This window comes from Fictibacillus nanhaiensis (assembly GCF_023715445.1).
In the GTDB taxonomy this organism is placed as follows: domain Bacteria; phylum Bacillota; class Bacilli; order Bacillales; family Fictibacillaceae; genus Fictibacillus; species Fictibacillus nanhaiensis_D.
Window position 1 is genome coordinate 636,242 of record NZ_JAMBOD010000001.1, and the last position, 26,475, is coordinate 662,716.

The 26,475-nt window shown below is 37.5% G+C and carries 28 protein-coding genes and 6 tRNA genes; 7 read left to right on the forward strand and 27 right to left on the reverse strand.

Annotation, left to right across the window (positions count from 1 at the left end):
- Positions 1 to 12: 12 nt before the first annotated feature.
- The 6 genes from pstB to M3196_RS03370 form a co-directional block, all read right to left on the reverse strand.
- Positions 13 to 801, reverse strand: a complete 789-nt coding sequence (gene pstB, locus M3196_RS03345; protein ID WP_425310984.1) for a phosphate ABC transporter ATP-binding protein PstB — start codon at positions 799 to 801, stop codon at positions 13 to 15.
- Positions 802 to 847: 46 nt separating this feature from the next.
- Entirely contained in the window at positions 848 to 1,726 is an 879-nt protein-coding gene (gene pstA / locus M3196_RS03350; protein WP_251320834.1) for a phosphate ABC transporter permease PstA, read from the reverse strand.
- Positions 1,726 to 2,682, reverse strand: a complete 957-nt coding sequence (gene pstC / locus M3196_RS03355; RefSeq protein ID WP_425310971.1) for a phosphate ABC transporter permease subunit PstC — start codon at positions 2,680 to 2,682, stop codon at positions 1,726 to 1,728. The genes pstA and pstC overlap by 1 nt, the downstream gene beginning before the upstream one ends.
- Positions 2,683 to 2,779: 97 nt before the next feature.
- Positions 2,780 to 3,739, reverse strand: a complete 960-nt coding sequence (locus M3196_RS03360; RefSeq protein WP_251320835.1) for a PstS family phosphate ABC transporter substrate-binding protein — start codon at positions 3,737 to 3,739, stop codon at positions 2,780 to 2,782.
- 229 nt (positions 3,740 to 3,968) lie between these two features.
- The gene (locus M3196_RS03365) at positions 3,969 to 6,023 is read right to left on the reverse strand and encodes a penicillin-binding transpeptidase domain-containing protein (RefSeq protein ID WP_251320836.1); all 2,055 of its coding nucleotides are present in this window, start codon (positions 6,021 to 6,023) and stop codon (positions 3,969 to 3,971) included.
- Positions 6,024 to 6,144: 121 nt separating this feature from the next.
- A complete protein-coding gene (locus M3196_RS03370; protein ID WP_251320837.1) occupies positions 6,145 to 7,422 on the reverse strand; it encodes an MFS transporter in 1,278 nt (425 codons plus the stop codon).
- Between the two features lie 100 nt (positions 7,423 to 7,522).
- Here M3196_RS03370 and M3196_RS03375 point away from each other — a divergent pair, with 100 nt between their 5' ends.
- Positions 7,523 to 7,798, forward strand: a complete 276-nt coding sequence (locus tag M3196_RS03375) for a hypothetical protein (RefSeq protein ID WP_251320838.1) — start codon at positions 7,523 to 7,525, stop codon at positions 7,796 to 7,798.
- 2 nt (positions 7,799 to 7,800) lie between these two features.
- Here the strand turns inward: M3196_RS03375 and M3196_RS03380 are convergent, their stop codons facing one another.
- The 9 genes from M3196_RS03380 to M3196_RS03420 form a co-directional block, all read right to left on the reverse strand.
- Positions 7,801 to 8,412, reverse strand: coding sequence for a superoxide dismutase (locus M3196_RS03380; protein ID WP_251320839.1), 612 nt, complete (start codon positions 8,410 to 8,412; stop codon positions 7,801 to 7,803).
- Positions 8,413 to 8,626: 214 nt separating this feature from the next.
- Positions 8,627 to 8,702, reverse strand: a tRNA-Phe gene (locus M3196_RS03385).
- Positions 8,703 to 8,839: 137 nt separating this feature from the next.
- A tRNA-Ser gene (locus M3196_RS03390) sits at positions 8,840 to 8,932 on the reverse strand.
- A 6-nt stretch (positions 8,933 to 8,938) separates the two neighbouring features.
- A tRNA-Ile gene (locus M3196_RS03395) sits at positions 8,939 to 9,015 on the reverse strand.
- Positions 9,016 to 9,044: 29 nt separating this feature from the next.
- Positions 9,045 to 9,120, reverse strand: a tRNA-His gene (locus M3196_RS03400).
- Between the two features lie 17 nt (positions 9,121 to 9,137).
- A tRNA-Met gene (locus M3196_RS03405) sits at positions 9,138 to 9,214 on the reverse strand.
- A 4-nt stretch (positions 9,215 to 9,218) separates the two neighbouring features.
- A tRNA-Asn gene (locus tag M3196_RS03410) sits at positions 9,219 to 9,293 on the reverse strand.
- 152 nt (positions 9,294 to 9,445) lie between these two features.
- Positions 9,446 to 9,928 (reverse strand): DUF456 domain-containing protein, encoded by a 483-nt coding sequence (locus M3196_RS03415; protein ID WP_251320840.1) that lies wholly within the window; start codon positions 9,926 to 9,928, stop codon positions 9,446 to 9,448.
- A 67-nt stretch (positions 9,929 to 9,995) separates the two neighbouring features.
- The gene (locus M3196_RS03420) at positions 9,996 to 11,600 is read right to left on the reverse strand and encodes a Na/Pi cotransporter family protein (protein ID WP_251321715.1); all 1,605 of its coding nucleotides are present in this window, start codon (positions 11,598 to 11,600) and stop codon (positions 9,996 to 9,998) included.
- Positions 11,601 to 11,793: 193 nt separating this feature from the next.
- On the opposite strand from M3196_RS03420, the gene M3196_RS03425 reads away from it, so the two are divergent.
- Positions 11,794 to 12,336 (forward strand): DUF1189 family protein, encoded by a 543-nt coding sequence (locus M3196_RS03425; RefSeq protein ID WP_251320841.1) that lies wholly within the window; start codon positions 11,794 to 11,796, stop codon positions 12,334 to 12,336.
- 32 nt (positions 12,337 to 12,368) lie between these two features.
- Here M3196_RS03425 and M3196_RS03430 read toward each other — a convergent pair whose 3' ends face one another.
- The gene (locus tag M3196_RS03430; RefSeq protein WP_251320842.1) at positions 12,369 to 13,244 is read right to left on the reverse strand and encodes a DUF1002 domain-containing protein; all 876 of its coding nucleotides are present in this window, start codon (positions 13,242 to 13,244) and stop codon (positions 12,369 to 12,371) included.
- Positions 13,245 to 13,411: 167 nt separating this feature from the next.
- Between M3196_RS03430 and M3196_RS03435 the strand changes: the two genes are divergently transcribed.
- Both M3196_RS03435 and ispG read left to right on the forward strand, forming a co-directional pair.
- Positions 13,412 to 13,729 (forward strand): hypothetical protein, encoded by a 318-nt coding sequence (locus M3196_RS03435; protein ID WP_251320843.1) that lies wholly within the window; start codon positions 13,412 to 13,414, stop codon positions 13,727 to 13,729.
- Positions 13,730 to 13,828: 99 nt separating this feature from the next.
- Complete coding sequence (gene ispG, locus M3196_RS03440) at positions 13,829 to 14,929, forward strand: flavodoxin-dependent (E)-4-hydroxy-3-methylbut-2-enyl-diphosphate synthase (RefSeq protein WP_251320844.1); 1,101 nt, start codon at positions 13,829 to 13,831, stop codon at positions 14,927 to 14,929.
- 228 nt (positions 14,930 to 15,157) lie between these two features.
- On the opposite strand, the gene M3196_RS03445 is transcribed toward ispG, so the two are convergent.
- The 9 genes from M3196_RS03445 to M3196_RS03485 form a co-directional block, all read right to left on the reverse strand.
- Entirely contained in the window at positions 15,158 to 15,523 is a 366-nt protein-coding gene (locus tag M3196_RS03445; RefSeq protein WP_251320845.1) for a DUF4190 domain-containing protein, read from the reverse strand.
- A gap of 129 nt (positions 15,524 to 15,652) precedes the next feature.
- Positions 15,653 to 15,865, reverse strand: a complete 213-nt coding sequence (locus M3196_RS03450) for a DUF1540 domain-containing protein (protein ID WP_251320846.1) — start codon at positions 15,863 to 15,865, stop codon at positions 15,653 to 15,655.
- A gap of 66 nt (positions 15,866 to 15,931) precedes the next feature.
- Positions 15,932 to 16,357 (reverse strand): Fur family transcriptional regulator, encoded by a 426-nt coding sequence (locus tag M3196_RS03455; protein ID WP_251320847.1) that lies wholly within the window; start codon positions 16,355 to 16,357, stop codon positions 15,932 to 15,934.
- Between the two features lie 2 nt (positions 16,358 to 16,359).
- Positions 16,360 to 17,202 (reverse strand): metal ABC transporter permease, encoded by an 843-nt coding sequence (locus tag M3196_RS03460; RefSeq protein ID WP_251320848.1) that lies wholly within the window; start codon positions 17,200 to 17,202, stop codon positions 16,360 to 16,362.
- 12 nt (positions 17,203 to 17,214) lie between these two features.
- Entirely contained in the window at positions 17,215 to 17,991 is a 777-nt protein-coding gene (locus tag M3196_RS03465; RefSeq protein WP_425310972.1) for a metal ABC transporter ATP-binding protein, read from the reverse strand.
- Positions 17,992 to 18,109: 118 nt separating this feature from the next.
- On the reverse strand, positions 18,110 to 18,763 hold the full coding sequence (locus M3196_RS03470; protein ID WP_251320849.1) for an HAD family hydrolase: 654 nt from the start codon (positions 18,761 to 18,763) through the stop codon (positions 18,110 to 18,112).
- A 112-nt stretch (positions 18,764 to 18,875) separates the two neighbouring features.
- Positions 18,876 to 19,796 carry a metal ABC transporter substrate-binding protein gene (locus M3196_RS03475; RefSeq protein WP_251320850.1) on the reverse strand — a complete coding sequence of 307 codons (921 nt, stop codon included), beginning with the start codon at positions 19,794 to 19,796 and terminating at the stop codon, positions 18,876 to 18,878.
- Between the two features lie 14 nt (positions 19,797 to 19,810).
- Positions 19,811 to 20,680 (reverse strand): metal ABC transporter permease, encoded by an 870-nt coding sequence (locus M3196_RS03480; protein ID WP_251320851.1) that lies wholly within the window; start codon positions 20,678 to 20,680, stop codon positions 19,811 to 19,813.
- Entirely contained in the window at positions 20,677 to 21,426 is a 750-nt protein-coding gene (locus M3196_RS03485; protein WP_251320852.1) for a metal ABC transporter ATP-binding protein, read from the reverse strand. The genes M3196_RS03480 and M3196_RS03485 overlap by 4 nt, the downstream gene beginning before the upstream one ends.
- A gap of 291 nt (positions 21,427 to 21,717) precedes the next feature.
- Here M3196_RS03485 and M3196_RS03490 point away from each other — a divergent pair, with 291 nt between their 5' ends.
- Both M3196_RS03490 and M3196_RS03495 read left to right on the forward strand, forming a co-directional pair.
- Entirely contained in the window at positions 21,718 to 22,977 is a 1,260-nt protein-coding gene (locus M3196_RS03490; protein ID WP_251320853.1) for an NCS2 family permease, read from the forward strand.
- A 94-nt stretch (positions 22,978 to 23,071) separates the two neighbouring features.
- A complete protein-coding gene (locus tag M3196_RS03495) occupies positions 23,072 to 23,332 on the forward strand; it encodes a DUF2624 family protein (RefSeq protein ID WP_251320854.1) in 261 nt (86 codons plus the stop codon).
- Positions 23,333 to 23,411: 79 nt separating this feature from the next.
- Here the strand turns inward: M3196_RS03495 and M3196_RS03500 are convergent, their stop codons facing one another.
- Both M3196_RS03500 and M3196_RS03505 read right to left on the reverse strand, forming a co-directional pair.
- Positions 23,412 to 24,305 carry a deoxyribonuclease IV gene (locus M3196_RS03500; protein WP_251320855.1) on the reverse strand — a complete coding sequence of 298 codons (894 nt, stop codon included), beginning with the start codon at positions 24,303 to 24,305 and terminating at the stop codon, positions 23,412 to 23,414.
- A 29-nt stretch (positions 24,306 to 24,334) separates the two neighbouring features.
- The gene (locus tag M3196_RS03505) at positions 24,335 to 25,618 is read right to left on the reverse strand and encodes a DEAD/DEAH box helicase (protein WP_251320856.1); all 1,284 of its coding nucleotides are present in this window, start codon (positions 25,616 to 25,618) and stop codon (positions 24,335 to 24,337) included.
- 179 nt (positions 25,619 to 25,797) lie between these two features.
- Here M3196_RS03505 and M3196_RS03510 point away from each other — a divergent pair, with 179 nt between their 5' ends.
- Entirely contained in the window at positions 25,798 to 26,400 is a 603-nt protein-coding gene (locus M3196_RS03510; protein WP_251320857.1) for a YqfQ family protein, read from the forward strand.
- Positions 26,401 to 26,475 lie beyond the last annotated feature (75 nt).

The window sequence follows — 26,475 nt, forward strand, 5'->3', positions numbered from 1 at the left end:
CTATTCTCTTTTTTAGCCAAAACGTCCGGTAATATAATCTTCTGTTCGTTTATCAGAAGGATTTGAGAACAATGTGCTTGTATCTGTGTACTCTACAACTTCCCCATTTAGGAAGAATGCAGTGCGATCTGATATACGAGCCGCTTGCTGCATGTTATGTGTAACGATAACAATGCTATAATCCTTTTTCAATTCCTGAACAAGTTCTTCAACTTTTAATGTAGAGATTGGATCTAGAGCGGATGTAGGTTCATCCATTAAAATAACGTCTGGTTCGATCGCAAGACAGCGCGCAATACACAAACGCTGCTGCTGACCGCCGGACAATCCATAGGCATTCTCGTTTAAACGGTCTTTGACTTCGTCCCAGATGGCCGCACCTCTTAAGCTTTTTTCAACTACTTCGTCTAAAACTTTTTTATTTTTGATACCATGGATACGCGGTCCATAAGCTACATTATCATAGATGGATTTTGGGAACGGATTTGGCTTTTGAAACACCATACCTACTTGTGTACGAAGTTCTTCAACCCCGTACTTCGGATCAAAGATATTTTTTTCTCTGTAAACAATTTCTCCTGACATACGAACGATTGGTACCATTTCAACCATTCTGTTCAATGTTTTAATAAATGTGGATTTACCGCAGCCAGAAGGCCCAATAATTGCTGTAACCTGCTTTTCAGGTATATCGAATTTAATATCTTTTAATGCATGGTCTTGCCCGTACCATAAGTTTAAATTATTTATATTAAAAACAGGTGTAAACTCATCCTGCTTTTCTTTTCCTTTTTGTACCAATTGGTTATTAATTGTAATATCCATGATTTTAGCCTCCCTCTCTCAGTTAAAAACGCTTATGAAATTTGTTGCGGATATAAACAGCGATCGAATTCATTATTAGTAAAATGATCAAAAGAATAATGATTCCACTTGCTGCCAGCATGTGAAAATCCTCTTGTGGTCTGCTTGTCCAGTTATAAAGCTGTATCGGAAGCACTGTAAACTGCGAAAGTAAATTTTCTGGTACAAACGCGACATATGCTAATGCCCCAAGTACTAATAAAGGAGCTGTTTCCCCGACTGCGCGTGACAACGCTAAAATAGTACCTGTAAGAATACCAGGAAGAGCCGCTGGAAATACTATTCTTCTGATTGTTTGCCATTTAGTTGCTCCCATTCCGAATGAAGCTTCTCTTATTTCTCTTGGAACGGTACGAATCGCTTCTTGTGAAGCAACAACGATTACAGGAAGAATTAATAAACTCATTGTCAATCCGCCAGCAAGTACACTTGAACCCAGTCCAGCCAAGCGGACGAAAATTGTCAGTCCTAATAATCCGAAGACAATAGACGGTACACCAGCTAAGTTGGCAATATTAACTTGAACAAACTTTGTAAAAGCATTTTTCTTTGCATATTCCTCTAGATAAATCGCTGTACCTACACCTAGTATAAAGGAAACAGGAGCTGTAACAGCCATTATCCATATGGTTCCTACAAGTGCAGCCCATATACCTGCACGTTCCGGCATTCTCGAAGCAAAATTTGTAATAAAATCTAAACTTAAATACGGCAATCCTTCAACTAGTATTCTATAAATAAGTACACCTAGAACAATCAGAGAAAAACTCGTTGCCAGAATAAAAAGAAACTTCGCGAAACCGTTGGCAGCAACTCTGCTCCCCATCTTTTTCTTAACTGACTCTTTATTAATTAAACCCATTAATATTCCTCCCTAAACTTGCGGGAAATAAACTGAGCAAGCAAATTCATGATTAGAGTAAATACAAACAATGTCATACCAACTGCATAGATACTGTAGTAAATCGTCGTTCCATAGCCAGTATCTCCTTGACTGACCTGTACGATATAAGCAGTCATCGTCTGAATTGATTCTGTTACATTAATATCTGCTGTAGGTCTTGATCCCCCTGCAATAGTAACGATCATTGTTTCACCAATCGCACGGGAAATTCCTAATACGAATGATGCAATTACACCTGATAATGCAGCAGGAAGCACTACTTTCATGGCAACCTCAAATCGAGTTGCTCCAAGAGCCATAGCTCCTTCACGCATTGAGTTTGGTACAGCATTCATCGCATCCTCTGATAATGATGCGATCATAGGGATAATCATAATCCCTACAACAATACCCGGACTTAGTGCATTAAATATGGAGATACCCCCAGGAATAATCTTATCTAATAACGGTGTAACAAACGTGAGGGCAAAAAATCCGTATACTATTGTAGGTATACCTGCTAATACTTCTAAAATGGGTTTAATAAATTTTCTTGTCTTTGCTGAAGCATATTCACTTAAATAAATCGCTGCAGCAAGTCCTACTGGAATCGCAACAATCATTGCAATTGCAGTAACTGTTAGAGTACCCATAACAAGTGCAAGAATCCCAAAATCAGCATTTTCATCCGAAGTGAAAGGGAACCAACGTGTATTCGTGAAAAATTCAACTATTGAGATTCGGTTAAAAAATGTAAAAGTTTCTGTTAAAAGTGTAAAAACGATACCAATAGTTGTAAAAATAGATATTACCGCACAAATTAAAAATATTTTGGGGACTACCTTTTCCATTACCGCAGATTGATTATTAGAAGATTTGTTCTCCTGAATCATATCGCGAATAGATTTTTGGTTTGTTTTATCTCTTGACACCAACAAGACCTCCTATAAATCGACAATACTAAACAGGTTAAAGGTGAGGAGATTTACTCCTCACCCTTTATATCTTTTTTAAGTTATTCCATAAAAGATATTACTTACCTGCTAATTCGTCCAGCTTTTTAAGTTGCTCTTCATATTTTTCTTTTGGAAGTGATACATATCCGATTGTGTCAGATGAGGCAAGCTCACCAGCATTTTCAAGAGCAAACTTCATGTACTCATATACAGCTTCGTTGTCTTTTACTGACTTATTGTTTGTATAAGTAAACAACGGACGAGATAGTGGAGCGTATTCACCAGATTCAATCGTTTCAGCAGTTGGTTCTACAGGACCATTGCCTCCATCGATTGGTACAGCTTTTAATTTATCTTTGTTCGCTTGGTAGTAAGCATATCCGAAGAAACCAATTGCATTTTCTGAACCAGTTACTCCTTGTACAAGTACGTTGTCATCTTCAGAAAGCTGAGCATCACGACGCATTGGTTTTTCTTCAAGAATTACTTCATTCCAATAATCATAAGTACCAGAATCAGTTCCAGGGCTGAAGAACTCGATTTTTTCAGCTGGCCATTCAGGACGAATGTCTTTCCAAGTCTTAACTTTTCCATCTTCTAACCACATTTTTCGAAGCTCTTCTACAGTTAAGTGATCAATAAAATCGTTATCTTTACTTACAACTACAGATAAACCGTCTTTTGCAAGTTCGAACTCTGTAAATTCAATTCCTTTTTCCTTAGCTGCTGTTTTTTCTTCTTCTTTTATCGGACGAGAAGCGTTTGAAAGATCTAGTTCTCCACGTACAAACTTTTCAAATCCTCCGCCAGAACCAGAAACTCCAACTGGTGCTTGCACATCAGGATTAGCAGCTTGAAACTCTTCAGAAACAGCTTCCATGATTGGGAATACTGTGGATGATCCATCAATTTTGATTTTTCCGCTTAGATCTCCGCCGCCAGCAGCTCCATCTTCACTTTTATTTCCGCATGCTGCAGCGAAAACAAGAATTAGTGACATTACTGCCAAAAGGTACACAGACTTCATTTTCTTCATCTTGATAGGTCCCCCTAAATGTAATTTTCATTTTTTTCATGTTCGAGAAGATACCCCGGGGCATGAATCCCTTAAAGCTTGTTTCTCTCTTACACTTACTACAATAAACTTAGATTATTAATTAGGTTTTAATGGATTGTAAAGAAATTGTTAAGACGATGATTTCAACGAATATATCCCTATTCTTTTACCCATTGATTAAAACTATACAAAAAAAGAATCACGCAGATCAGCGTGATTCTTTCTTTTGTTCTTTTTGTTCTGCATCTAGGTTTGCAGGGATTCCTTCCTTTTTCAATGAAAAATAGGCATCAAGTATTCCTTCACCTATTTCATTGTTTGTATAGCCTTCCCGAATATTTGGAATAACTACGGCAAACGCAACTTCTGGATTTTCATATGGTGCATAGCCGATCAGGGTTTTATTAACTAATCCTGTTTCCTTATCAACTTCTGCTGTTCCTGTCTTTCCAGCAGGATTATATTCTTTATCTTTAAAGGTCCAAGATGCTGTCCCATTACTTCCATGCATAACTTCGTAAAATCCTTTTTGAACAACTTTAATGTCACTCTGTTTCATTTCAATCTTATTCATAACATTAGGTTCAAAGCGGTAAAGAAGTTTACCTAATTTATTTGGATTTGCTGAAGGTTCTCTGATCTCTTTTAATAAATGAGGCTGCATTCTTAAGCCCCCGTTTGCAATTGTAGAAACATATTGAGCCATTTGCATTGGAGTATACGTATCAAACTGTCCAATAGAGAAAAACATCGCTTGAGAAAGCGCACTGCTTACACCTGTATTGTACCCTGTTGCTTCAGAAGGTAAGTCAATCCCAGTAGGTACACCAAGACCAAATTGGCTGTATGAGTTTCTTAGAATTTCAAATGCTTCTTTAACTTTATGATCATTAAATCGTTTATTCGCATAATCATATCCTGAAAGTCGCATTGCAATATGCCACATATAAATGTTTGAAGAACCTTCCAATGCCTCAACAGCATCCACAGGTCCCATGTTTGCATGGGATTTTAGAAGTCTTCCGTCACCAAATTTTAGCGGTGCATCATTAATAATCGTATTAGGAGAGATAACTCCTTCATGAAGACCTGTCAGAACAGTTGCCCCTTTAACAGTTGACCCCATTGCATATGAGTGATAGATGTTGCCAAATGGAATATCTTTAAATTTGCCAGTCTTCCGATTGTACTCTTTTCCAGCCATTGATATGATTTCTCCAGTATTTGGATCCATCATGACTACATAAGCATTTTTTAACTGGTTATTATCATAGGCATACTTCCCACGAATAGCATCTTTTAATTTTTCTTCAATTACCTTTTCAACTTTCATCTGAAGATTCATATCTACTGTTAATACAAGGTCGCTTCCCCTTGCACCATCTTCTTCTACAGGATCACCAACTGGGTTTCCAACTTTATCCGTAACATATTTAATCTTTGTTTTCGTACCCCGGAGGACTGATTCGTATTGTTCCTCTAAGAAACTAGTACCAACCATATCATTACGGTCATTTCCTCGTGATGTGTAATAATCCATTCTTGATTTAGGTATTTGTTTTACCTGACCAAAAATATCACGGAAGGAATCTTTAAATGGATAAGACCGTTCTGCATCCGGTTTGATATCAACACCCTCTAATTCAGGCAAGTGTTCACTTATCAAGGCAATTTCTTTTTTTGTTGCTCCGATTTTTATACGCTGCGGGGAAAGTGTATATCCGCGATCCATCTCACTTTTTATCGCAAGCACCTCAAGCTGCTGTTCGCTTAGTGATTTAATATCTTTCTGGGTAACCTTTTCTAGCATTAAATCATATAGCTCTTCAGGCGGCGTATTTTTTTCTTCAGAAGCTGTAATTCTTTCTTTTACTTCCTTCTCATTCAAGAAAATAAAATAATCTTTTTTATCGCGTTCCGTTAATTCTTCTGAATCTTTTTCTATTAGATCCGCCAGTTTTTTTGCAATCTGGTGTCTTTGTTCTGCATCAGCTTCACGAGTTCTCGTATAAGTAATCGAGAAAACAGGGTCGTTATCAACAACAACACGATAATTAGCATCAAACATCTTTCCACGAGGAGCATCCAGCTTAGTTGTTACATTTTCAGTCAAATAGGCGTTTCGTTTATACTCTTCTCCTTTTACAATCTGTATGTAGCCTAACCTGAGTACAAGGACTGAAAAGAGAAAAAACACCGACAAAAAGAGCGCGTTCATTCGAATCGGTACATGATTTTTCTTTTTATTCGATTTTGTTTTCATAATATTGTAAATCTCCCTTTAAAACAGCAGAGACACCTTTAATAAAGGTGCCTAAATCAAACCGGTTATTATCTTTACATAACAATAGTATCCTTAGATTGGTTCGTATGTCAAAAGTTAATTATTGTTTATTAGGATTGTTTCCGTCTTGTTGTGATTCTGCAAGCTCTATCGTCTGTTCAGCCTGACTGGGTGGTACAGATACATTTCTTAAGCAAAAATAAATAAGGAAATGTCCCGCACCAAGTATTGGCAATAATAACGGAATCCCCTGCTCTTCTGAGAGGAGATTTATCACAATCAGAAATGTAAGAATGGATACGATTCTCCCGGCATTAAGGAAAAATTCGCGAACAACAATGTACTCGATTCTTTTGTCGTATATACCCCGGCATTTTCCGATAATGTCGTATGTTAAAGAGACATAAGGAACCAAAAGCAGTGGGTATGCAATGGATACAGAGATACCGTAAACAATTAACAGAGTGAATGATATGGGTATCAGAAGCATAAATGGAGAGATAAACAATAATAAGCCGCCTGCAAATATTCCTTTTTTTCTATGCCATGGCTTTAAGTAATGAGAAACAATATAGTATCCGATAAAAGAAACAACTGACTGAACAAATCCGAATGTTCCAAGTGCAAATTCACTCTTGGATGCTGTATAGACCCAGATCACAATCAGGAAGATAAACGTTCCTTCACGCAAACCTTGAAAAAAATGAGCGTTCAGAAGTTGAAACCATGCTCTATTTTCTTTTCTCTCTCGAAATACTTCCTTTAATCCAAAATGACCATCCGCTTTTCTTCTTTTTAAAAAGAAACTGATTACTACAGCAATCAAGAACAAGATCATCGAAATAGTAAAAATGGTTTCATATCCTAAATGTTTGTCCATCCTTGTAATAATAAATCCCGCACTCAATGGACCGATCATACCGGAGAATGAATTTAACACACCTAGATATCCATTAAAAAAATCCCGAGTCTCTGGTTCAGTAACTTCTAATGTAAGTACATTGAAAGCCAGCCAATAGAACCCTAACCCAAACCCAAGCATTGCACCTAAAGCAATCAAGAAATTACTTGCCATTGAACCCATAAAAAGTACACCTATATAAAACAGTGCAAGGATAACAACACCTATTCTTAACACGACAACCCGGTCAATCTTTTTAGCAACCCAGCCTGCCAAATAGAAAGCAATCGGCTGCATAATTACAATGGTAAGGTTATAAATCGCTATATCAGAAAGTTCTCCAGATTGCTTCCACAAAAAAATATTAACAAATGTATTAGATAAAGCGGTGCTTAACGTAAATAAACCTCCAACAAATAACAGAAAAAAAAGATCTTTAGGGTATTGGTCGTTTCCCATGAATTTATTCCATATCATGTTTTTCGCCCCTTTACATATCGTCGTTAGTGTCTTTCAAGAATCAAGGGGCTATTCACTTTTTATTTAATTGGTTTTTATTGTATAAGGAGACATAAATATGTTTGAATATTGGATATTTACAGATGAAACGGCTGAGATAAAAGCAATGATGACTGATCATATATTTAATGGTGAAAATGAGGAATATTTAGGTGAGAACGGAGATTGCGTTTGGTTTTATTATGCTAAAAATCTTTTTGTGATTAAATCTGATGTTTCATTCGGTGACAGCAATTTACTTCTTGATGATTTATTAATAAAATTGGCAAAGAATTATGAGATACATGAAAAAGGCATAATAAAAAGCCACTGGCATGCCAGCAGCTTTTATTAGAATTACTTTGCTTCGTTGTAACGCTTTTCAACTTCATCCCAGTTTACAACGTTCCAGAATGCAGCAATGTAATCAGGACGCTTGTTTTGATATTTTAAATAATAAGCGTGCTCCCAAACATCCAATCCAAGGATTGGCGTTTTCCCTTCCATAATAGGAGTATCTTGGTTTGGTGTGCTTGTAACTTCAAGTTCACCATTGTTTACTACTAACCAAGCCCAACCTGATCCAAATCTTGTTTTGCCAGCGTTTGCGAATTCTTCTTTAAACGCTTCAAGGCTTCCAAACTTGCTATTGATTTTATCAGCAAGTTCACCTGATGGAGAGTTAGCTCCGCCTGGTGCGATTACTTCCCAGAACAGACTGTGGTTTGCATGTCCCCCACCATTATTTCTAACAGCGTTTTGAATGTTTTGCGGAAGTGAATCAAGATTTGAAAGAAGATCTTCTAAAGACTTATTTTCAAACTCAGCTTGCCCCTCAAGTGCAGCATTTAGGTTGTCAACATATGTTTTGTGGTGACGACCGTGGTGGATCTCCATTGTTTCTTTGTCAATATGCGGTTCAAGTGCGCTTGATTCATAAGGTAATGCAGGCAGTTCAAATTTAGCCATGTTCATTTCCTCCTTATAATATGTAGTGTTTTTATTTTCATTTTCAAGGTAATCTTGAAAAGTGAAACCATTTAATCAACTTACTTGTTTAAAAAGTGATTTAACAATTTTACCTTATCAAATTTAGTCTAAACTTTCAATTCTTAAGCATCCTACCCTTTTCAAATACAAAAAAACCTTACAATATGCGTAAGGTTTTTGATATGTATAGTTATGGTGGCTCGAGACGGAATCGAACCGCCGACACGAGGATTTTCAGTCCTCTGCTCTACCGACTGAGCTATCGAGCCAAAAATTTTAAAACCAAATTTTTGGTTTTATTTAATTACTGTGTCTCTTCCTCTACACGATATTCTTTTTGTGTATCCGTCGAGACAACTCGCAGCTAATTCGTGCTGTGACGCTCGTAGCTATCGAGCCACATTTATGGAGGAGGTAGAGGGATTCGAACCCCCGCGGGCTTTTACACCCCTGTCGGTTTTCAAGACCGATCCCTTCAGCCGGACTTGGGTATACCTCCTCGATTTGGTGGACCCTGTAGGACTCGAACCTACGACCAATCGGTTATGAGCCGACCGCTCTGACCAACTGAGCTAAGGGTCCATGAAATATAAAGTTATGTAAGTAAGAAATGGGGCGGACGAGGGGAATCGAACCCCCGAATGTCGGAACCACAATCCGATGCGTTAACCACTTCGCCACGACCGCCATCGTGAAAAACATTTTGGTAGCGGCGGAGGGAGTCGAACCCACGACCTCACGGGTATGAACCGTACGCTCTAGCCAGCTGAGCTACACCGCCAAAATGGCTCCACAGGTAGGACTCGAACCTACGACCGATCGGTTAACAGCCGATAGCTCTACCACTGAGCTACTGTGGAATAATGTCTTAACAATAATTAAGGACAAGAACTACTATAGCATGATGCCTTATCTTATGTCAATAACATTTTCAAAGTTAATCAAACGAACACATGTACTTTCTTTAGAACAAAAATAATATAGCATGCAACCAAGCATTAAGCAAGGCTGTTTATAAAACTTGATAATAAAAATAGCCAATCATTAATGCCTGAGTAAATACCTTAACAATTGTTGTTCCAACAAAAGCAAGTACCGTTCCGATCCCTATCGATGCGGCGGATTTAATTCCTTTTTTATGAAATATCAGTTCACCAAGGACAGCCCCTAAAAAAGGACCAATTAATATTCCGGCAACTGGAATTACAAATGGACCTGCAATAAGGCCGATTGTACTTCCCCATAGTGCTGCTTTCGATCCGCCTTTTTTCTTTATGGCATAAGCATTACCAATGTAATCAACAACAAATAAACTTATAAATAATAAAAGTTGAACGGTAATAAATAAAGGAGAAAAGGTTTCGAAAGAAAAAGCGAATCCATAAATTAAAAATCCAGCTGCTAAAAATAATACACCAGGTAGGATCGGGTAGATCAGTGCTATAAAACTGATAACAAATACAGCCGCTATTAAGACCCAATAAACTGTTTCCATAATAACTATCACCTTTCAAAAATAATCCAATACAAAACCCAGAAGAAAAACTCTTCTGGGTTTCATTTTACTTCTCTAATACCGCTTCTGCAATGTTAACTGCGTGGTCACCTATTCTTTCAAGGTTACTTACAATATCAACAAATACGATCCCGGCATTACCATCACATGCGCCTTCGTTCATACGCATAATATGCTGTTTACGGAGTGTACGCTCCATCTTATCAATTTTGTCTTCCATACCAAGAACTTCTTTTGCAAGTTCAACATTGCTTTCTTCTAATGCTTTTACTGCTTTATCAACAGTAGAGACAGTTAAAGTAAACATCTCGTCTAGATCCTGTTTAGCCGTATCAGTGAGACGCACATTATTACGCAATTGATAATCCACAAGTTCAATTATGTTTTCCATATGATCACCGATACGTTCGATGTCTCGAGACGTATCAAGAAGCATTGAGTGCTCGTTTGATTCTTGAGGCGTTAATGGATGAGTCGACAATTTCACAAGATAAGATGTGATTTGACGGTCAAGATTATTGATTGCTTCTTCATATTGAAGAGCTAAATCAGAATTCTTTTTATCTTTTTCATTTAAATAAGAAATGGCTTCTTTCAATCCAGCTTGTGAATAGTTAGCCATTCGGATAATTTCCTGTTTAGCTTGTCTGATCGCCATTGCTGGTGAGGATTCAAGTACGATTTCATCTAGATGCTTTGCTTTATATTCAATTAATACATCTTCACCTTTAATGATTTTCGTAACGATGAATGCAAGGAACCCAATGAACCAGAACTGTATAAATACATTTGTAAAGTTAAAAGTACCGTGGGCAAATGCAATTTGCATCGCTGGTTCTAAGTTTAGTTTTGTTGATAAAAATTCAATATAATGTCTGAATGGAACAAGCAGAATTAAGAAAATAACTGTTCCGAGCAGGTTGAAGATAACGTGTGTTAGCGCTGCACGTCTAGCTGCAACTGTTGTTCCAATAGCTGCAAGGATCGCAGTAATTGTAGTACCGATGTTATCACCAAATAAAACAGGTAAAGCAGCTCTTAAATCGATCATATTCTGAGAATAAAGTTCTTGTAAAATCCCAATTGTTGCACTTGATGATTGAACAATTACAGTAAATAAAGTACCAATAACAACACCAAGAACAGGATTGTCACTCATTGAAACAGTCAAATCCTGAAATGCTTGCAGACTGCGAAGCGGCTTCATGCCATCCCCCATTAGTTCAAGCCCTAGGAACAATGCACCAAAACCGAATGCTATTTGACCGAAGTATGTGTACTTTGGATTTTTAAAGAAAAAGATTAGAATGGCACCCACTGCGATGATAGGAAGTGCATATTCACCAATATCAATACCAATGATGAAAGACGTAACGGTGGTACCGATGTTCGCCCCCATAATAACTCCAATAGCTTGGCGAAGTGTCATAAATCCTGCATTAACAAGACCGACTGTCAAAACAGTGGTGCCAGAACTGGTTTGCAGCAGTACCGTTACAAATATCCCTGCTAAAACTCCCATAAAAGGATTTGTCGTCAGTTTATCAAGTATGTCCCTTAATCGGTCTCCTGCAGAGTTTTGCAGGCCATCTCCCATATATTTAATTCCGAATAAGAAGATCCCCAATCCTCCGAAAAATTGAAATAGCATTTCTTGATAATTCAATGTTTACAGCTCCTTAATATCAATCATTTTATTGACCTTTGCCATTATCTCGATTTGTGTAGTTTGTGTAAAGAAAAAATAGGAATTTGTAACAATTCCTTTACAATTGGTTCATATTGTCGGATTTCCTCGGTTCATGTACACTTAACTTGGTCAATAAATAAAGGGAGCTTTATCTATGAAATTACATACACGATTATTTAAAAGTTTGTTTTCAATCACTTCCATTTCACAATTCCGATTTTTAGGTGTCGGAAGCACCATCATATATGTTTTATCTTTAACTTTTTTATGTATACTTCCTGTTCTCATCCTATTTCTTTCAAATTTATTTAAAAATAGCAATCAGCAACTGCAGAGCTTTCAAAGCTATGGTTTGAACCCTGATCAAATGCAGGAATTTGCTTCATCTGTTAATGGGGTCTTGCCTATAATTTTTATTGTCGTGTACGCAGCTATGTATATCTTATTTTCAGGTATATTGTTTTCAGGAGTATCCATCTTGTCTGGTATTTTACTTCCCGTTTCAAAATTGTTAAATAAAAAATTATCTTATCGTCATATTTGGGTAATGGCATGTTATACAATTACCCTTCCTGTTGTCTTAATAACAATTCTTTTTCTTCTGAATGTGCATATCCCTTATTCTTTTTTCTTTTTTTGGGTCCTGACCTTTATCATTTTAGTTCTTGCTATTACCCGAGTCCCGGCAAAAAAATAAAAAGCGGCTGTTTGCCGCTTTTTTTTATACGATTATTTAAATAAGGATTTAATTGCTTCTATTATTGCTTGTAGAAATTCAAGTAATTTTTGCAAAAAGGATTGTGTTTTTTCATCATTAAGGAAATCCCCTAAATTTTCACTGATGTTCTTCAAATCACTTTGAACTTGATCCCAATCGATATTTAAATCTTTCATTTTATTGAAAAGAGCAAGCAGCCCGTTCAACTCTTCTTGTGTAAGTTCAATCCCCATATCGTTCGCTACTTTTTCGATCAAAGCACGCAGATCATCTTCAGACTGTACCGGATTTTTTGCGATTTCTTCTTTAACGCGTGTCATAAGCTCAGTTGCTTCCTTAGTACCGATTCTTTCTCCTAGTTCAGCAGTCTTAACCATTTCTTCATTCGCAACTTGTTTTTGAGCTTCTGGAATCTCGATTTGAGCAGTTGTTTCGTATGCTTTTAGGATTCCTGTTAACGCAGCCGTTCCTGATACTTCAAACGGTGCTGTGACATAGATTTCAGCATCTGTTACACCTGCAGTCGTGAGTGCATTCATATACATCTCTTCCGTTACCCAGTTGATGTTATTCGTTTCAACAGATAGCCCTTGATCCTTTTCACCTATTGTAATTTTAGAAGATGAAATAGCTTTTGAGCCGATTTGGGCTTTCGAAATATAATCACCTAAGTATTGATGTTCTTCCTCATTTGTTACTGTTACGGTTTGAACATCAGCAGCTGCGTCCATCTCTTTTAATAAAGAGTTCTTCTGTTCCTCTGTAAGATTCTCCCCCAAAGTGATGATAACATCTCCTGGAGCTGCATCTGCAAACATTTTTAATGGAGCTATAAATAAAGCAGCAGCCATAATTGATAAAAGAGCAATTACTTTTGCTTTTTTCATACAGTTCACCTCTCCCCTCGGTACACTTACATTGATACGTTTAAAATTTTATTTTCTGTCCATCTATCCTTACCATTTTACACCAATGCTTGGATCAAAGTCACTTTTAACTTGTCATAAAAATGATGGACAAGCATATAGTTCAATATGAGAAAGGAGAGGGAACAATGAAACGTTTCTTAACTGGATGTACAATCCTGCTTATTCTATATGTAATCGCTTATGATCTAAAAATCGGGACACTCCCTCAAGCTCAGCCAGTAAATGCTGAAATTCAAATCAATGAAAAAAGTAAAAGGAATTATAAAACGTATCAAGCTCTACCTGGAGATACTTTAATTTCTATCGTAGAGAAATTAAATCCTGATGGAGGCTTCACAATTACACAAATGATAAAAGACTTTAAATCCTTAAACCCAGGAGTAAATCCTGAAAATATTCAATTAGGCAAAACATATAAATTTCCATTATATAAATCGGCTTAAAGATAAGAATACTTGTCAAAACAAAATAATCCCTGCTAAAATGAACTGATGATAGGACAGACTAAAACTGTCAATTTGATAAAAGGAGCGATTCACCAAATGAGTGAAATCACCCACCGTTCTAAAACAAGACCTGTTAAAGTTGGACCCCTGACAATCGGAGGAACTGATCAGGTTATTGTTCAGAGTATGACTACAACAAAGACACACGATGTAGAGGCTACTGTAGCTGAAATAAAACGATTAGAAGAAGCAGGCTGCCAGATCGTCCGAGTAGCTTGTCCGGATATGCGCGCTGCTGAAGCAATAGCAGACATTAAGAAACAAATCAATATACCGCTTGTTGTGGATATTCATTTTGATTATAAGCTTGCTCTTAAAGCTATTGAAGGCGGAGCTGATAAAATCAGAATTAATCCGGGTAACATCGGTCGCCGTGAAAAAGTAGAAGCTGTTGTAAAAGCCGCTAAAGCAAAAGGTATTCCAATTCGTATCGGTGTAAATGCTGGTTCTTTGGAAAAGAAATATTTAGAAAAATACGGCTATCCAACTGCAGACGGAATGGTAGAGAGTGCTTTAGAACACATTCGCATCTTGGAAGAACTTGATTTTCATGACATTATTGTTTCAATGAAAGCATCAGATGTTAATTTAGCGATTGAAGCATATGAGAAGGCTTCTAAAGCATTTAATTATCCTTTACATCTTGGAATCACTGAGTCAGGAACACTTTTTGCAGGTACAGTTAAGAGTGCAGCTGGTCTAGGTGTAATTCTCCATAAAGGAATCGGAAACACACTCCGTATTTCATTAAGTGCTGATCCTGTTGAAGAAGTTAAAGTTGCCCGGGAATTATTAAAATCCTTTGGACTTCTTTCAGACGCAGCAACTCTGATTTCTTGCCCGACATGCGGCCGAATCGAAATAGATCTAATTTCAATCGCTAACGAAGTAGAAGAATACATCTCAAAGGTACGCGCACCGATCAAGGTAGCAGTACTAGGTTGTGCGGTTAATGGTCCTGGCGAAGCAAGAGAAGCGGACATCGGCATTGCCGGTGCCCGAGGAGAAGGTTTACTATTCCGTCATGGTGAAATCGTGCGAAAGATTCCAGAAGACCAACTGCTGGATGAGTTAAAAAAAGAAATCGACATTTTAGCAAAGGCACACGAAGAAAAATTAAAATCACAGCAAGTATAAAGAAAAGCCTCCCATTCTGGGGGCTTTTTTGTATTTTTAAATGATAATGATTGAGGGTTTTCACCTAGCAACTGTTAATCAATTGTCATCGTCCACTCCATATGCACATACGAAAATTCGTTTTTCTTGAAAGAACAAATTAATCAGACAAAAATCGGATTTTCTACAAAATACGACAACTCCAACAAAAAAGAAGAAGCATTTGCTTCTTCTTTGCTCCTTCTTACTTTAAAAGAATGGTGCGAAAAACAAGGAAATGATAATAGAAACAATACCGATTCCTATTGCCCAATTTCCAAGAGTTTGTGCACCCTGTCTTCTGGCAACAAATCCAACGATAATACCTGCTGCTCCAAATAATACAGGAGCAATAAACAAAGAAAGAACAGAGAGGATTATGGCGATAACTCCTGCGGCTCTTCCGCCTTCTCTTTCACGTTCTTCTTCATGTCCGCGGTGGTGATCCTTGTCCGTAGTCCGAGGTCGCTCGTATTCCGGATAAACCATGTCACTTTTTACGGGTGCAGCTTCAGCTGCCATCTCTTCCCGATAGTCAGCTTCATTTATATTTCGTTCGTTTCTTTCGTCTGCCATCATGTTTCCCCCTCTTTTAGTGTTAAGGAGCGTTCTTATTATGGCATTAAACGATGCTTTTCATAGTTGTTAAGTTATGGGGATTCCGCATAATGACCAAGAAAAACGCCCATTAAGCAGGCCTCATCCTTAATGTTTTGATCTGAAAGTATGACAGCATGTTTCAGCAGGGTCATGAGCATGATCTTTGTGAGCAGCATCCCCACGAAGTTCACCATCAGCACTCATGTCATAAGAATTGTTAGCATGCTTGTCAATTTCAACAAGGATAGCATCAGCTATACAGTTATTTCCTTCGCCCCAATAAGTGCAATTTGAAACATTACATTTTACATCAGGCATAAAAAAACCCTCCTTTACATATAGCTTGGCTAAAAAAAGGAGGAGCATACTCAAAAAAACATTATTTTATTGTTTACAATCTGAACAATATCCATAGATCTCGAATTTATGACCCGTCACATCAAATCCATTTAATTCACTGTTCAATACTTCCATAGGACATGAATGGATCGATTTTGTGCCTCCGCACTTCAAGCAGATTAAATGATGATGATGTTCGTTGTGAGAGCAAGTGAACCGGAATTTCCGTTCACCTTCCCATTCTGTTTCTTCTAGGAGTCCGAGTTCCACAAAAGTAGTTAAATTTCTATAAATGGTATCAAAGCTTAAACCAGGATATTGATTTTTCAATGATTCCTGAACATCTTTCGCTGAAAGGTATCTTTTTTCCCGTGCGAAAAGGGTGATGAGATCTTTTCTTTTCTCGGTATATTTGTAGCCTTTTTCTTTCAAAAGATCCAACGCTCCATCTATTGTTAATGAAAATTTCACATTTAAACCACCTTTCGCGAAACTGTAAACTTCTTATAGAAAATAGAAATACTTAGTATGAAAACCAGGCATATCACAATCGTACCACCTGAAGCCAGGTCTAAATAATAAGATAAGAACATACCGGAAATAACAGCAATTTCTCCAAAAAGTACGGAAAGCCATATGGTTTGTTTAAAACCTTTTGCTATCCGTATACTAGCTGCTACCGGAAGTGTCATAAGGGATGATACTAAAAGAATCCCAACGATCTTCATTGAGGCTGCAATAACGAGAGCGGTAATCGCCATAAATGCAACTAAAATCCAATTGCTTCTGATCCCAGAAAGCTTCCCTTGCTCTTCATCAAATGACAGAACAAACAATTCTTTATACATAAAAAAGACAAATAAAAGCACAGCAACCAATATTACGAAGACAGTCCAAACATCTGATTGCTTCACCGCTATTATGCTGCCGAAAAGATAATTAAATAAATCGGTATTAAATCCATCAGCCATTGAAATAAAGATTACACTTAACCCGATTCCAGCTGACATGATGATTGGAATCGCTAATTCTTCATAATGTTTATATACTTTGCGAAGCTGTTCGATAAAAATGGCACCACCAACAGAGAATGCCATACCAAAATATATTGGATTAAGACCTGCAAACAGAGTAAACCATTTCCCGAGCAGAAGGTTTGCTGCTATCCCTGCGAGCGTAATATGTGAAAGGGCATCTGCTATTAGCGCCTGCCTTCGTACGACAATAAATACTCCTAATATAGGGGCGAGAAGACCAACCATTATACCTGTTAAAAAAGCATTTTGTAAAAATTCATATTTTAAAAAAGGTAACATCCATTCATCCCCTTATTCGTGTTCATGATCATGATGAAGAACATGAACATGATGCCCATAAAAAGCAGACAGGTTATCTAAAGAACTTTCTTCAAATTCTTTTGTATTTCCATGAAAATGTATCTGTTTATTTAAACAAGCTACATCAGTAACATAATCGGTCATAACACCAACATCATGAGTAACTAATACAAGCGTCATATGGTTGTCACGATGCAAATTCTTCAGCATTTTATAAAATGATTCCGAAGACTCTATATCTACCCCAACTGTCGGCTCGTCTAATATGAGCAGCTCTGGGTCACTTACTAAAGCTCGAGCAATAAAAATACGCTGTTGCTGGCCGCCAGAAAGTTCTCCTATGTTTTGATTTGCGAATTTTTCCATATTTACAGACTTTAACGCATCCCATACCTTCGTTTTATCAGAAGCTTTTAAAAAGCGGAACAAACCAACCTTACCGAATAATCCCATAGAAACAACTTCAAATGCTGTAGCTGGAAATGCTGTATTAAAACTGTTTGCTTTTTGGGAAACGTATCCGACTTTTTCCCATTTATTAAATTTCTGAACTTTTTCTCCAAAAAGATATACTCCGCCATGCTGCGGTTTTAAAAGCCCTAGAATACATTTGATGAGTGTAGATTTTCCTGATCCATTAGGACCTACAAGACCTAAGAAAGAACCTTGTTTAACTTCCATGGTTACATGTTCAAGTACATTTTTATCACCATAATGGAAGGATAAATCATCCACATGAATCACTGGATTGTTTATTTGATTTTCCACGATAATCCTCCCTGAAAAAATATAAGTAGTAATGACTACGATTTAAACTGTATCATAGTATACACGAATTCACCAGAAAGTAAAACAACATGCTTTACGTCAGCATGTGCAGTTGTATTCAGGATTTTTTGCTTAATATCGTTTTCACCGTTTCTTCTAATTGGGATGGTTTAACTATTCGGTCTGCCCTTGTTAAATATTCTTTTTCTAGCGTTGTTTCAACCGCTAAACAATATGCACCCGCTCGCTTTGCAGATTCAATTCCTAACGGAGCGTTTTCGATAACCAGCCACTCCGAAGAATCATATGAAAGCCCTCTTATTGCGTTTAAGTAAGGTTCTGGAGATGGCTTTCCTATTTTTACATCATCACCTGTAATAACTGAGTGGAACTTAACAGGAAGATTCCTGATTACTTCTTCAACAAACTCTTTTCGGCTTCCTGTTACTAATGAGATAGGGATTCCTTGAGAAAATAAATATTCTAAAAGTGAAACCGTTTCATTAATAAATGCATATTCAGCATTTTTCTTAAAATAATTTCTTTTATTTATATAAATATCTTCCATATCTTTTTCATCCACTTGCATTTGGTTTGACTGAAAAATATCTGAAATGGTTTTCCTTCCAGGCATTCCTTCTCTTAAATAAAACTCCAGATCTTCGTGTTTATATCCTTTTTCTTTAAACGCATACTGCCATGCTTCGACATGGTGAGGCATCGTATGAACGACAACTCCATCCATATCAAAGCACACTGCCTTGATATTCATCTATTTTACCCTGCCTTTAAATCAGAATTGTTAACTTCCTTATTATAAATCAAAAATTTTTAAATAAAAAAGCAGAAGCCGTTTAAGAAACCGGCTGCTGCTAATTAAGTTATTATTGTAGTCCTTCAATAACTGTTCTTGTGTTCCATTCCATCATTTTTTTATATGTGTCTCCATCTTCACCAGGTTTCCCTAAAGAGTCAGTAAAGACCTTGCCTTTTATAGAGACACCTGTTTCTTTTGAGACAGTTTCCATGCTACGAGGATCCACACTCGTTTCAACAAAAAGACCAGGAACATTTCCTTGTTTAATAAAGTCGACCAGCCTTTTGATTTGCTGTGGAGTACCTTGGTTTTCAGAGTTAATTTCCCAAACATAGGCTGTATTCATGTTATAAGCTTCACCAAAATACTTGAAAGCTCCTTCACTTGTTATGAGTACACGTTTTTCTTCTGGAATTTTTGCTAATTCTCCCAATGTATCGTCATGCAACTCTTTCAATTCAGAAATGTATTTTTCCGCATTCTTTTCATAATAATCTTTGTTTTCCGGATCCTCTTTGATGAGGGCGTCTCTTATATTTTCTACATATATAATACCATTGTTAATATCTAGCCATGCATGCGGATCTGGTTCTTTTTCCAGACCTTTTGATTCTAAATGAATGGGTTCTACCCCTTCACTTACGCGATAAACCGGAGCATCTTTCCCGTCTTTATCCGTTGTTTTCAACAGTTTCTTAAACCACGAATTACCTTCTTCCAGGTTCAGACCGTTATAGAATACAACATCAGCATCCGTTGTTTTCAGTACATCTTCCGGAAGCGGATCATATTCGTGCGGATTGGAACCAATCGGCACCATACTGTGAACTTCTACTTTATCCCCGCCGACATTTTGTACTAAATCATAAATTATTGAATAGGTAGCTACAACTTCTACTTTCTCGGATTCGTCTTTTCCTGAACTGCAGCCTGCAGCAGCCATTAGTAATGAGCCAACTAATAAAAGGCTCGCTGTTTTCTTAAACATGTGTAATCCTCCCCTTATCGCATCAGTTCTACTCTGTTTTTTCTCGCTTTAAGCGCCTTCCATACTAACCCTTGTGTTGGTGAAAAGAAAAATGCCGTTCCAAATAGTAATGCTGAAACTAAAACAATCGTTGCACCCGATGCAAGATTGTAAGTAAAGCTAAAATACAATCCAAATACAGATGCTATCACACCAAACAGTGCAGCAAGATAGATCATGACTGACAATCTATTTGTGAGCAAGTACGCCGTTGCTGCCGGGGTAATAAGCATGGCTACGACCAGTACGATCCCGACTGTTTGAAGAGAAGCAACCGTAACCATTGTCAGAACGACCATCAGTGCATAGTGAATCCATTTATTCGGCAATCCGTAGCTTTGTGCCATAGTGGGATCAAATGTAGAAACTAGCAATTCTTTATAAAAGAGAACCACGAGCCCTATCACTAAAACACCAATACCGAGCGTCATCCACATATCACTCATTCTTACAGCCAGAACATTCCCAAACAGAATATGATACAAATCAGCACTGCTCTTCATAAGAGTGATTATTACGATTCCAACTGCGAACATGCTCGTAAACATGATTCCAATCGCCATATCATGTTTGATCCGGCTATTTTGACTGACATAACCGATTCCAATCGCCGTTAAAACCCCTGTAATTACTGCACCAAAGAAGAAACTGATCCCGAGCATATAGCTGATTGCTACTCCTGGTAATACAGCGTGGGAAATGGCATCCCCCATTAAAGCCATACCTCTTAAGATGATGAAACACCCGACTATTCCACAAATGATGCCTACCATAACAGAAGTAAACAACGCTTTTTGAAGGAATTCATACTGAAATAACGCTTCAAAGAAATTTATAATATTCATGATGTAACGTTCACCCCTTTTGGCTGAAGAAATGAAAATTGATTTGCGTACGCTTTCGTGATCACCTCTGGCTGAAGAACTTCTTCTGATGCACCATATTGAATCATGTGCTGATTTAGTAAAAGCAGATGATCAAAATAGGATTCTGCTTTACTTAAATCATGGTGTACGACAAGAATCGTTTTTCCTTCTTTTTTTAAATTTCTAAGAATGTTAATAATGGTTTCTTCACTTGCAACATCAATACCAACAAAAGGCTCATCAAGAAAAAATAACTCTGCTTTCTGAGCAAGCGCTCTTGCCAGGAAAACTCTTTGCTGCTGTCCTCCCGATAATTCTCCAATTTGCCGGTTGCCAAAAAGTTCCATGCCTACCGTTTTAAGACATTCACGAGCCCACTCTTTGTCGTTTTTAGAAGGACGTTTGAATAAACCAAGTTTCGGATAAGTCCCCAGCAGCACAACATCTATGACGGTAATCGGAAAATCCCAGTCAATATCTGAACGCTGCGGTACATAAGCGATATTCTTTTTCCACTTTTTTAATGGCTCTCCAAAGATTCTAACGTCTCCTTTATCCTTTGAAATTAGGTTTAATGCAGCTTTCATCAAGGTTGATTTCCCAGCTCCATTCGGTCCGATGATTCCTACAAGACTCCCTTTTTTCACGGAAAATGTTATATCTTTTACAACTTGATTTCCTAAGTAAGAAACAAACAACCGCTCTATCTTCAATGCATGTTCCATGGAAAAAGACCTCCTTTTTCGCTCGGCAACTTCTTTTGCCCGAGCGCAACTTTTAATTAAAAAAATAATCCCATCACAATGTATGTTCTGATATGGATGAAAGTGACTAATGTGAATGAATGAAAATGTTTCCCTTAGGCAACTTTTTTACTTACGTCAAATTATATAGTGTGGATACAAATTTGTAAATGATTTTTTCTAGCCATATTTCTACATTTGCTATATAATCATCTCTGGCAGGCAACTGCTGGGTGGGAGAGGGTTTGTTTTATAGTTTTAAGAGAGGATCACATGAAACAAGACCAAGTTTCAATTAAAAAGGAAATACTCGCAGGTATCACCTCGTTTTTCACCATTGCTTATATCATAATTGTTAACCCATTGATATTAGCTGATGCGGGAATGCCATATGAAGGTGTAGTATTAGCGACAATCCTTACGTCTGTTGTCGGGTGTTTAATTATGGGGCTATATGCAAATGCTCCTATCGTCTTAACGCCAGGTATGGGTGTTAATGCATTTTTCACTTATACAATTGTTCAAGGCATGAATTTAAGCTGGCAAGAAGCACTAGCCGCTGTCGTATTGTCCGGCGTATTCTTCTTAATCGTTGCTTCTACGCCATTAAAAGACATACTTTCCAGAAGTATCCCTCAATCATTAAAGCATAGTATTACAGTTGGAATTGGTTTATTCTTAACGTTTATCGGACTTCAAAAAGGCGGAATTATCGAAGCTAGTTCTGCTACCTTTGTTAAGCTCGGACATCTGGACCGCCCGGATGCCATACTCACTATGGCTGGTCTGGCAATAACGCTGGCTTTATTCTTAAAGAACGTTAAAGGAAGTTTTCTGATTGGTATTGCTCTAACAACTTTTATAGGTTTCTTGATGGGACATACACAAGAAGTTAAAAGGATGTCTGAAGGCTTCTCATTTAAGCCTTTTGGGGAGATGCTTTTCGCCTTTGATTTCTCAGGAATGACGGAACTTTCATTCTGGATTGCAACATTTTCACTAACAATGATTATCACATTTGAAAATATGGGATTGTTATATGGATTGCTGCCTGATCAGAAAAAGTTTCCTAGAGCTTTTCAAGCAAATGCCGCTTCTTCGATCGTATCCGGGCTGTTTGGTACTAGTCCGACCATTTCCACTGTTGAAAGTGCATCTGGAATCCAAGAAGGCGGAAGAACAGGGATTATAAGTATTACGGTTGCAGTATTGTTTATAGGATCTATTTTTGCCGCACCGTTCATTGCTTTTATTCCAGATGGCGCGATTGCTCCTGTTTTAATTATCATTGGCGGTTTGATGGTACAGCAGATACAGCATATTCCGTTAGCGGACTTCACTGAAATGTTCCCATCATTCCTAATAATCGCATTGATTCCTTTGACATACAGCATCGTTGATGGTCTTGCTTTTGGTTTTATCGCGTATCCATTAATTAAATGGATTGCGGGACAAAGAAAGCAAGTTCCCGCTACTATGTATGTGATAGCATTCTTGTTCTTTATGAATTTTGTGCTTCACACTATAATTTAATAATTATTTAAAGACTTTGGAGAATTTCCAAAGTCTTTTTAGCACTTTCTCCGATTTTGACTCATACAATGAAAAAGTCAGGAGGGAGTTCTTTATGAATCCAATTATTGTGCATTTTGTTAACCAAAAATTAAATACAATAGGTCCTAATGAATTAATTTCTCTTGCAGCACAATATCAGCTTCCAATCTCACAGAGTGAAGCCGTCCAAATTGTAAACATATTACGCCGGCAGACGATCGATATTAAAAATCTGAGTCAGCGTAAACAAATTATTGCAACGATCGCAAAAGAAGTCAGCCCAGAAAAAGCAAACTATATCCAATACTTAATCCAAACGTACATTGATAGATAGCAACTAATAAAAGCCGCACAATATTGCGGCTTTTTTTAATGCATATAAAAAGGTGCCTCACTAAGAGACACCTTTTATCTTATAGAGCAAGAAGCTTGTTTTGTAGTTCAGAGTTAAATTCTTTTGCTTTAATCATTTCAATTTCTAACTGATAAGGCGGTTTTTTGTTATTCTTGTCAGTTCCAACATAAGGTGTTTCAAGTATTTTAGGGATACTAGTAAATTGATCATGGTGGACAATATAGTTCAATGCTTCAAATCCGATATGACCAAATCCAATGTTTTCATGCCTGTCTTTTGCTGCACCGCAAATATTTTTGCTGTCGTTAATATGAAATACTTTTATTCGGTCCATACCAATTATTTTATCAAACTGATTGATTACCCCATCAAAATCGTTAACGATATCATAACCCGCATCATGCGTATGGCATGTATCAAAGCAAACAGAAAGCTTCTCATTCAAGGTAACTCCATCAATAATCTGAGCCAGTTCTTCAAATGTTTTTCCGCATTCAGATCCTTTTCCGGCCATTGTCTCTAATGCGATTTGAACGTTCTGCTCTTTTGTTAATACTTCATTTAAACCTTCAATAATCTTTTTAATCCCTGTCTCAGGACCTTCCCCAACGTGCGCTCCAGGATGCAGTACGATCTGCTTTGCGCCTAAAGCTTCTGTTCGTTCGATTTCTCTTCTAAGGAAATCCACACCTAATTCAAAGGTTTCCGGTTTAACTGCATTTCCGATGTTAATGATATAAGGAGCATGCACCACTATATCAACGATTCCGTTTTCTATCATATGTTTTGTTCCAGCTTCAATATTGAGGTCTTCAATCTTTTTGCGTCTCGTGTTTTGAGGTGCTCCTGTATAGATCATAAATGTGTTTGCACCATACGAAACTGCCTCTTCACTTGCAGCCAATAACATCTTTTTACCGCTCATTGAGACATGAGAACCTATTTTAATCATACTTTCCCCTCTTCTCTCCGCATTTGTTTCTATCTTTGGTTTCTTCTCTTCTTCTTCATTAATTTTTTCTTTTGTTCATCCATTTTCTTTTTATAGCCAGGTTTAACCTTCCGAGGTTTAGGTACATAAACACCATCCTGCTCCTTGGAAGCTGCACTTTTCTCTCTTTGTTTTACAGCAATCCATTCACCGTTTTTATATTGTTCATATGTGAAAGTGATTTTTTTCTCTTTCAACTTCTGCACTGCATGCTGATCAGTTTGCTCAAAAAGGGACGCACACACTCCAGACATGCCTGCACGGCCTGTTCGCCCAGCTCTATGAATATAAAAATCAAGATCTTTTGGAAATTCATAATTAATAATATGGCTGACGCCTTTAATATCAATTCCGCGTGCTGCAAGATCAGTCGCTACTAGAAATTGAAATTCAGCTTTTTGCACCCGCTTCATGATGTTTTTTCTCGTACGAGGCGGTACATCGCCATGTAAACGCTCCACACTTAATCCTTCTGCAGCCATTGCATCAGCAATCTCATCTACCATTTTTTTTGTGTTGGCAAAAATAATCGCAAAGTATGGATTGAAATTCCTTGCCGTTTTGATAAGCATGGCAAGCTTATCATTATGTTTGGTTTGAAGAAGTACATGCTTGATGTCTTTTGCTGTGATATGCTGCGGCTCTACATGAACATGCTTTGGATTCTTCATATATTTCTTTAAAAATGGCTGCAGCTTTTCAGGAACGGTTGCCGAAAATACCATCATCTGCAGTTCATTAGCCATCCGAGATGCAATCTGGTCTACGTCTTCAATAAAACCCATGTCCAGCATCTGATCGGCCTCATCGACTACAAGCATATTCGCAGTATAGACAACAAGCTCCTGAGCCTTCACAAGGTCTTTAATACGTCCTGGTGTACCGATAACGAGCTGCGGAACAGTTTTAAGCTTTTCAGCCATTCTTTTTCTGTCAGTTCCACCGACGATCGCTTTAGCCTTGATCTGCTTTTCTTCTGGCATTTGCTCTGAAATTTTTAAGAATTCATTATAAATCTGCTGTGCTAATTCACGAGTAGGCGCTGTAATTACAGCTTGTACCTCTTCTTTTTGAATATCAATTCTGTGCATAAGAGGCAGCAAGAATGCAAATGTTTTACCTGATCCAGTCTGTGATTGACCGATCATGTCTTGCCCGTTGATGATTCCTGGAATGACACGTTCTTGAATTTCAGTTGGTTTTTCAAATCCAATACTACTTAATGCAGCTTGGAGCGATTCGTTTATTTTTAACCGTTCAAACGGAGATTTCATACGCTCACCTTTTCTTTTTCAAATATAAATCTATTCACTTTTAGTATTATAGAGTAAGTTTCGTTTTTCCGCCAATCATCCTTGATTTTGGTTAAGAAAACAGGGTTAAATATCACACATGTTTTCTTAAATTTCATATTCTGTTTATGAGCGTATTATTTTGGAAAGGAGGGGGAATTATGCAGCCTTTTTACAGATATCCAAATCAGCCTCAGCATCCTATGCAGCCATTTCAAGTAAATTCACATATGCAAAACATGAATGGAATGCATGAAATGCCGCGTCATCAAGGCTCTGTTGACCGATTCTTGGGGACCATCGGGAGCGGTGGAAACATAACTGGAGGAAACAATATTTTCACTATGCTCAACAACGTACAAAAGGTTTTAAAAGTTGCCGAAACAATGGGACCTATGATTAAACAGTACGGTCCGGCTATGAGAAACCTGCCCTCAATTATGACAGCTTTAAAAGATTTTCAAAACGGAGGTTCAAAGTCTAAAGCCGAGACCAATACTGAGGCAGAAACCTCCAAGAAAGCGGATGAAGCAGAAAACAAAACGAAAATAAAAGAACCTGAAGAAAAAAATAAGAAAGAAAAAAGAAAGAAAGATACAGAAGAAAAGGTAAACGCATCTGATTCTAAAGCTTCAAAATCAGCTAAAAAGCCCCAGGCCCTAAAAACAAAAAAACCACCAGCATCGACTAAATTAGTACCAGCAGCACCAAAAACGAATGTACCTAAAGGTTATCACCTCTCAGGACCTAAGCTATATGTATAAGTATTGTGTTTGAGTTCTTATGGCCGCTCCTTTATAATAAAATCATACAGAAGTAAATCTCCCAAGACAGCATAG

What these genes read in the sequence shown, in the direction of transcription:
- M3196_RS03485 (WP_251320852.1), bottom strand. Translation starts at nt 21,426, where the DNA reads ATGGAACATGCATTGAAGATAGAGCGGTTGTTTGTTTCTTACTTAGGA.
- M3196_RS03500 (WP_251320855.1), bottom strand. Translation starts at nt 24,305, where the DNA reads ATGATTAAAATAGGTTCTCATGTCTCAATGAGCGGTAAAAAGATGTTA.
- M3196_RS03450 (WP_251320846.1), bottom strand. Translation starts at nt 15,865, where the DNA reads ATGCCTGATGTAAAATGTAATGTTTCAAATTGCACTTATTGGGGCGAA.
- M3196_RS03490 (WP_251320853.1), top strand. Translation starts at nt 21,718, where the DNA reads ATGAAACAAGACCAAGTTTCAATTAAAAAGGAAATACTCGCAGGTATC.
- M3196_RS03370 (WP_251320837.1), bottom strand. Translation starts at nt 7,422, where the DNA reads ATGATATGGAATAAATTCATGGGAAACGACCAATACCCTAAAGATCTT.
- M3196_RS03360 (WP_251320835.1), bottom strand. Translation starts at nt 3,739, where the DNA reads ATGAAGAAAATGAAGTCTGTGTACCTTTTGGCAGTAATGTCACTAATT.
- ispG (WP_251320844.1), top strand. Translation starts at nt 13,829, where the DNA reads ATGAGTGAAATCACCCACCGTTCTAAAACAAGACCTGTTAAAGTTGGA.
- M3196_RS03475 (WP_251320850.1), bottom strand. Translation starts at nt 19,796, where the DNA reads ATGTTTAAGAAAACAGCGAGCCTTTTATTAGTTGGCTCATTACTAATG.
- M3196_RS03480 (WP_251320851.1), bottom strand. Translation starts at nt 20,680, where the DNA reads ATGAATATTATAAATTTCTTTGAAGCGTTATTTCAGTATGAATTCCTT.
- M3196_RS03470 (WP_251320849.1), bottom strand. Translation starts at nt 18,763, where the DNA reads ATGAATATCAAGGCAGTGTGCTTTGATATGGATGGAGTTGTCGTTCAT.
- M3196_RS03380 (WP_251320839.1), bottom strand. Translation starts at nt 8,412, where the DNA reads ATGGCTAAATTTGAACTGCCTGCATTACCTTATGAATCAAGCGCACTT.
- M3196_RS03510 (WP_251320857.1), top strand. Translation starts at nt 25,798, where the DNA reads ATGCAGCCTTTTTACAGATATCCAAATCAGCCTCAGCATCCTATGCAG.
- M3196_RS03420 (WP_251321715.1), bottom strand. Translation starts at nt 11,600, where the DNA reads ATGCTATTTCAATTTTTCGGAGGATTGGGGATCTTCTTATTCGGAATT.
- M3196_RS03415 (WP_251320840.1), bottom strand. Translation starts at nt 9,928, where the DNA reads ATGGAAACAGTTTATTGGGTCTTAATAGCGGCTGTATTTGTTATCAGT.
- M3196_RS03445 (WP_251320845.1), bottom strand. Translation starts at nt 15,523, where the DNA reads ATGGCAGACGAAAGAAACGAACGAAATATAAATGAAGCTGACTATCGG.
- M3196_RS03505 (WP_251320856.1), bottom strand. Translation starts at nt 25,618, where the DNA reads ATGAAATCTCCGTTTGAACGGTTAAAAATAAACGAATCGCTCCAAGCT.
- M3196_RS03435 (WP_251320843.1), top strand. Translation starts at nt 13,412, where the DNA reads ATGAAACGTTTCTTAACTGGATGTACAATCCTGCTTATTCTATATGTA.
- M3196_RS03365 (WP_251320836.1), bottom strand. Translation starts at nt 6,023, where the DNA reads ATGAAAACAAAATCGAATAAAAAGAAAAATCATGTACCGATTCGAATG.
- M3196_RS03430 (WP_251320842.1), bottom strand. Translation starts at nt 13,244, where the DNA reads ATGAAAAAAGCAAAAGTAATTGCTCTTTTATCAATTATGGCTGCTGCT.
- pstA (WP_251320834.1), bottom strand. Translation starts at nt 1,726, where the DNA reads ATGGGTTTAATTAATAAAGAGTCAGTTAAGAAAAAGATGGGGAGCAGA.
- M3196_RS03425 (WP_251320841.1), top strand. Translation starts at nt 11,794, where the DNA reads ATGAAATTACATACACGATTATTTAAAAGTTTGTTTTCAATCACTTCC.
- M3196_RS03375 (WP_251320838.1), top strand. Translation starts at nt 7,523, where the DNA reads ATGTTTGAATATTGGATATTTACAGATGAAACGGCTGAGATAAAAGCA.
- M3196_RS03460 (WP_251320848.1), bottom strand. Translation starts at nt 17,202, where the DNA reads ATGTTACCTTTTTTAAAATATGAATTTTTACAAAATGCTTTTTTAACA.
- M3196_RS03495 (WP_251320854.1), top strand. Translation starts at nt 23,072, where the DNA reads ATGAATCCAATTATTGTGCATTTTGTTAACCAAAAATTAAATACAATA.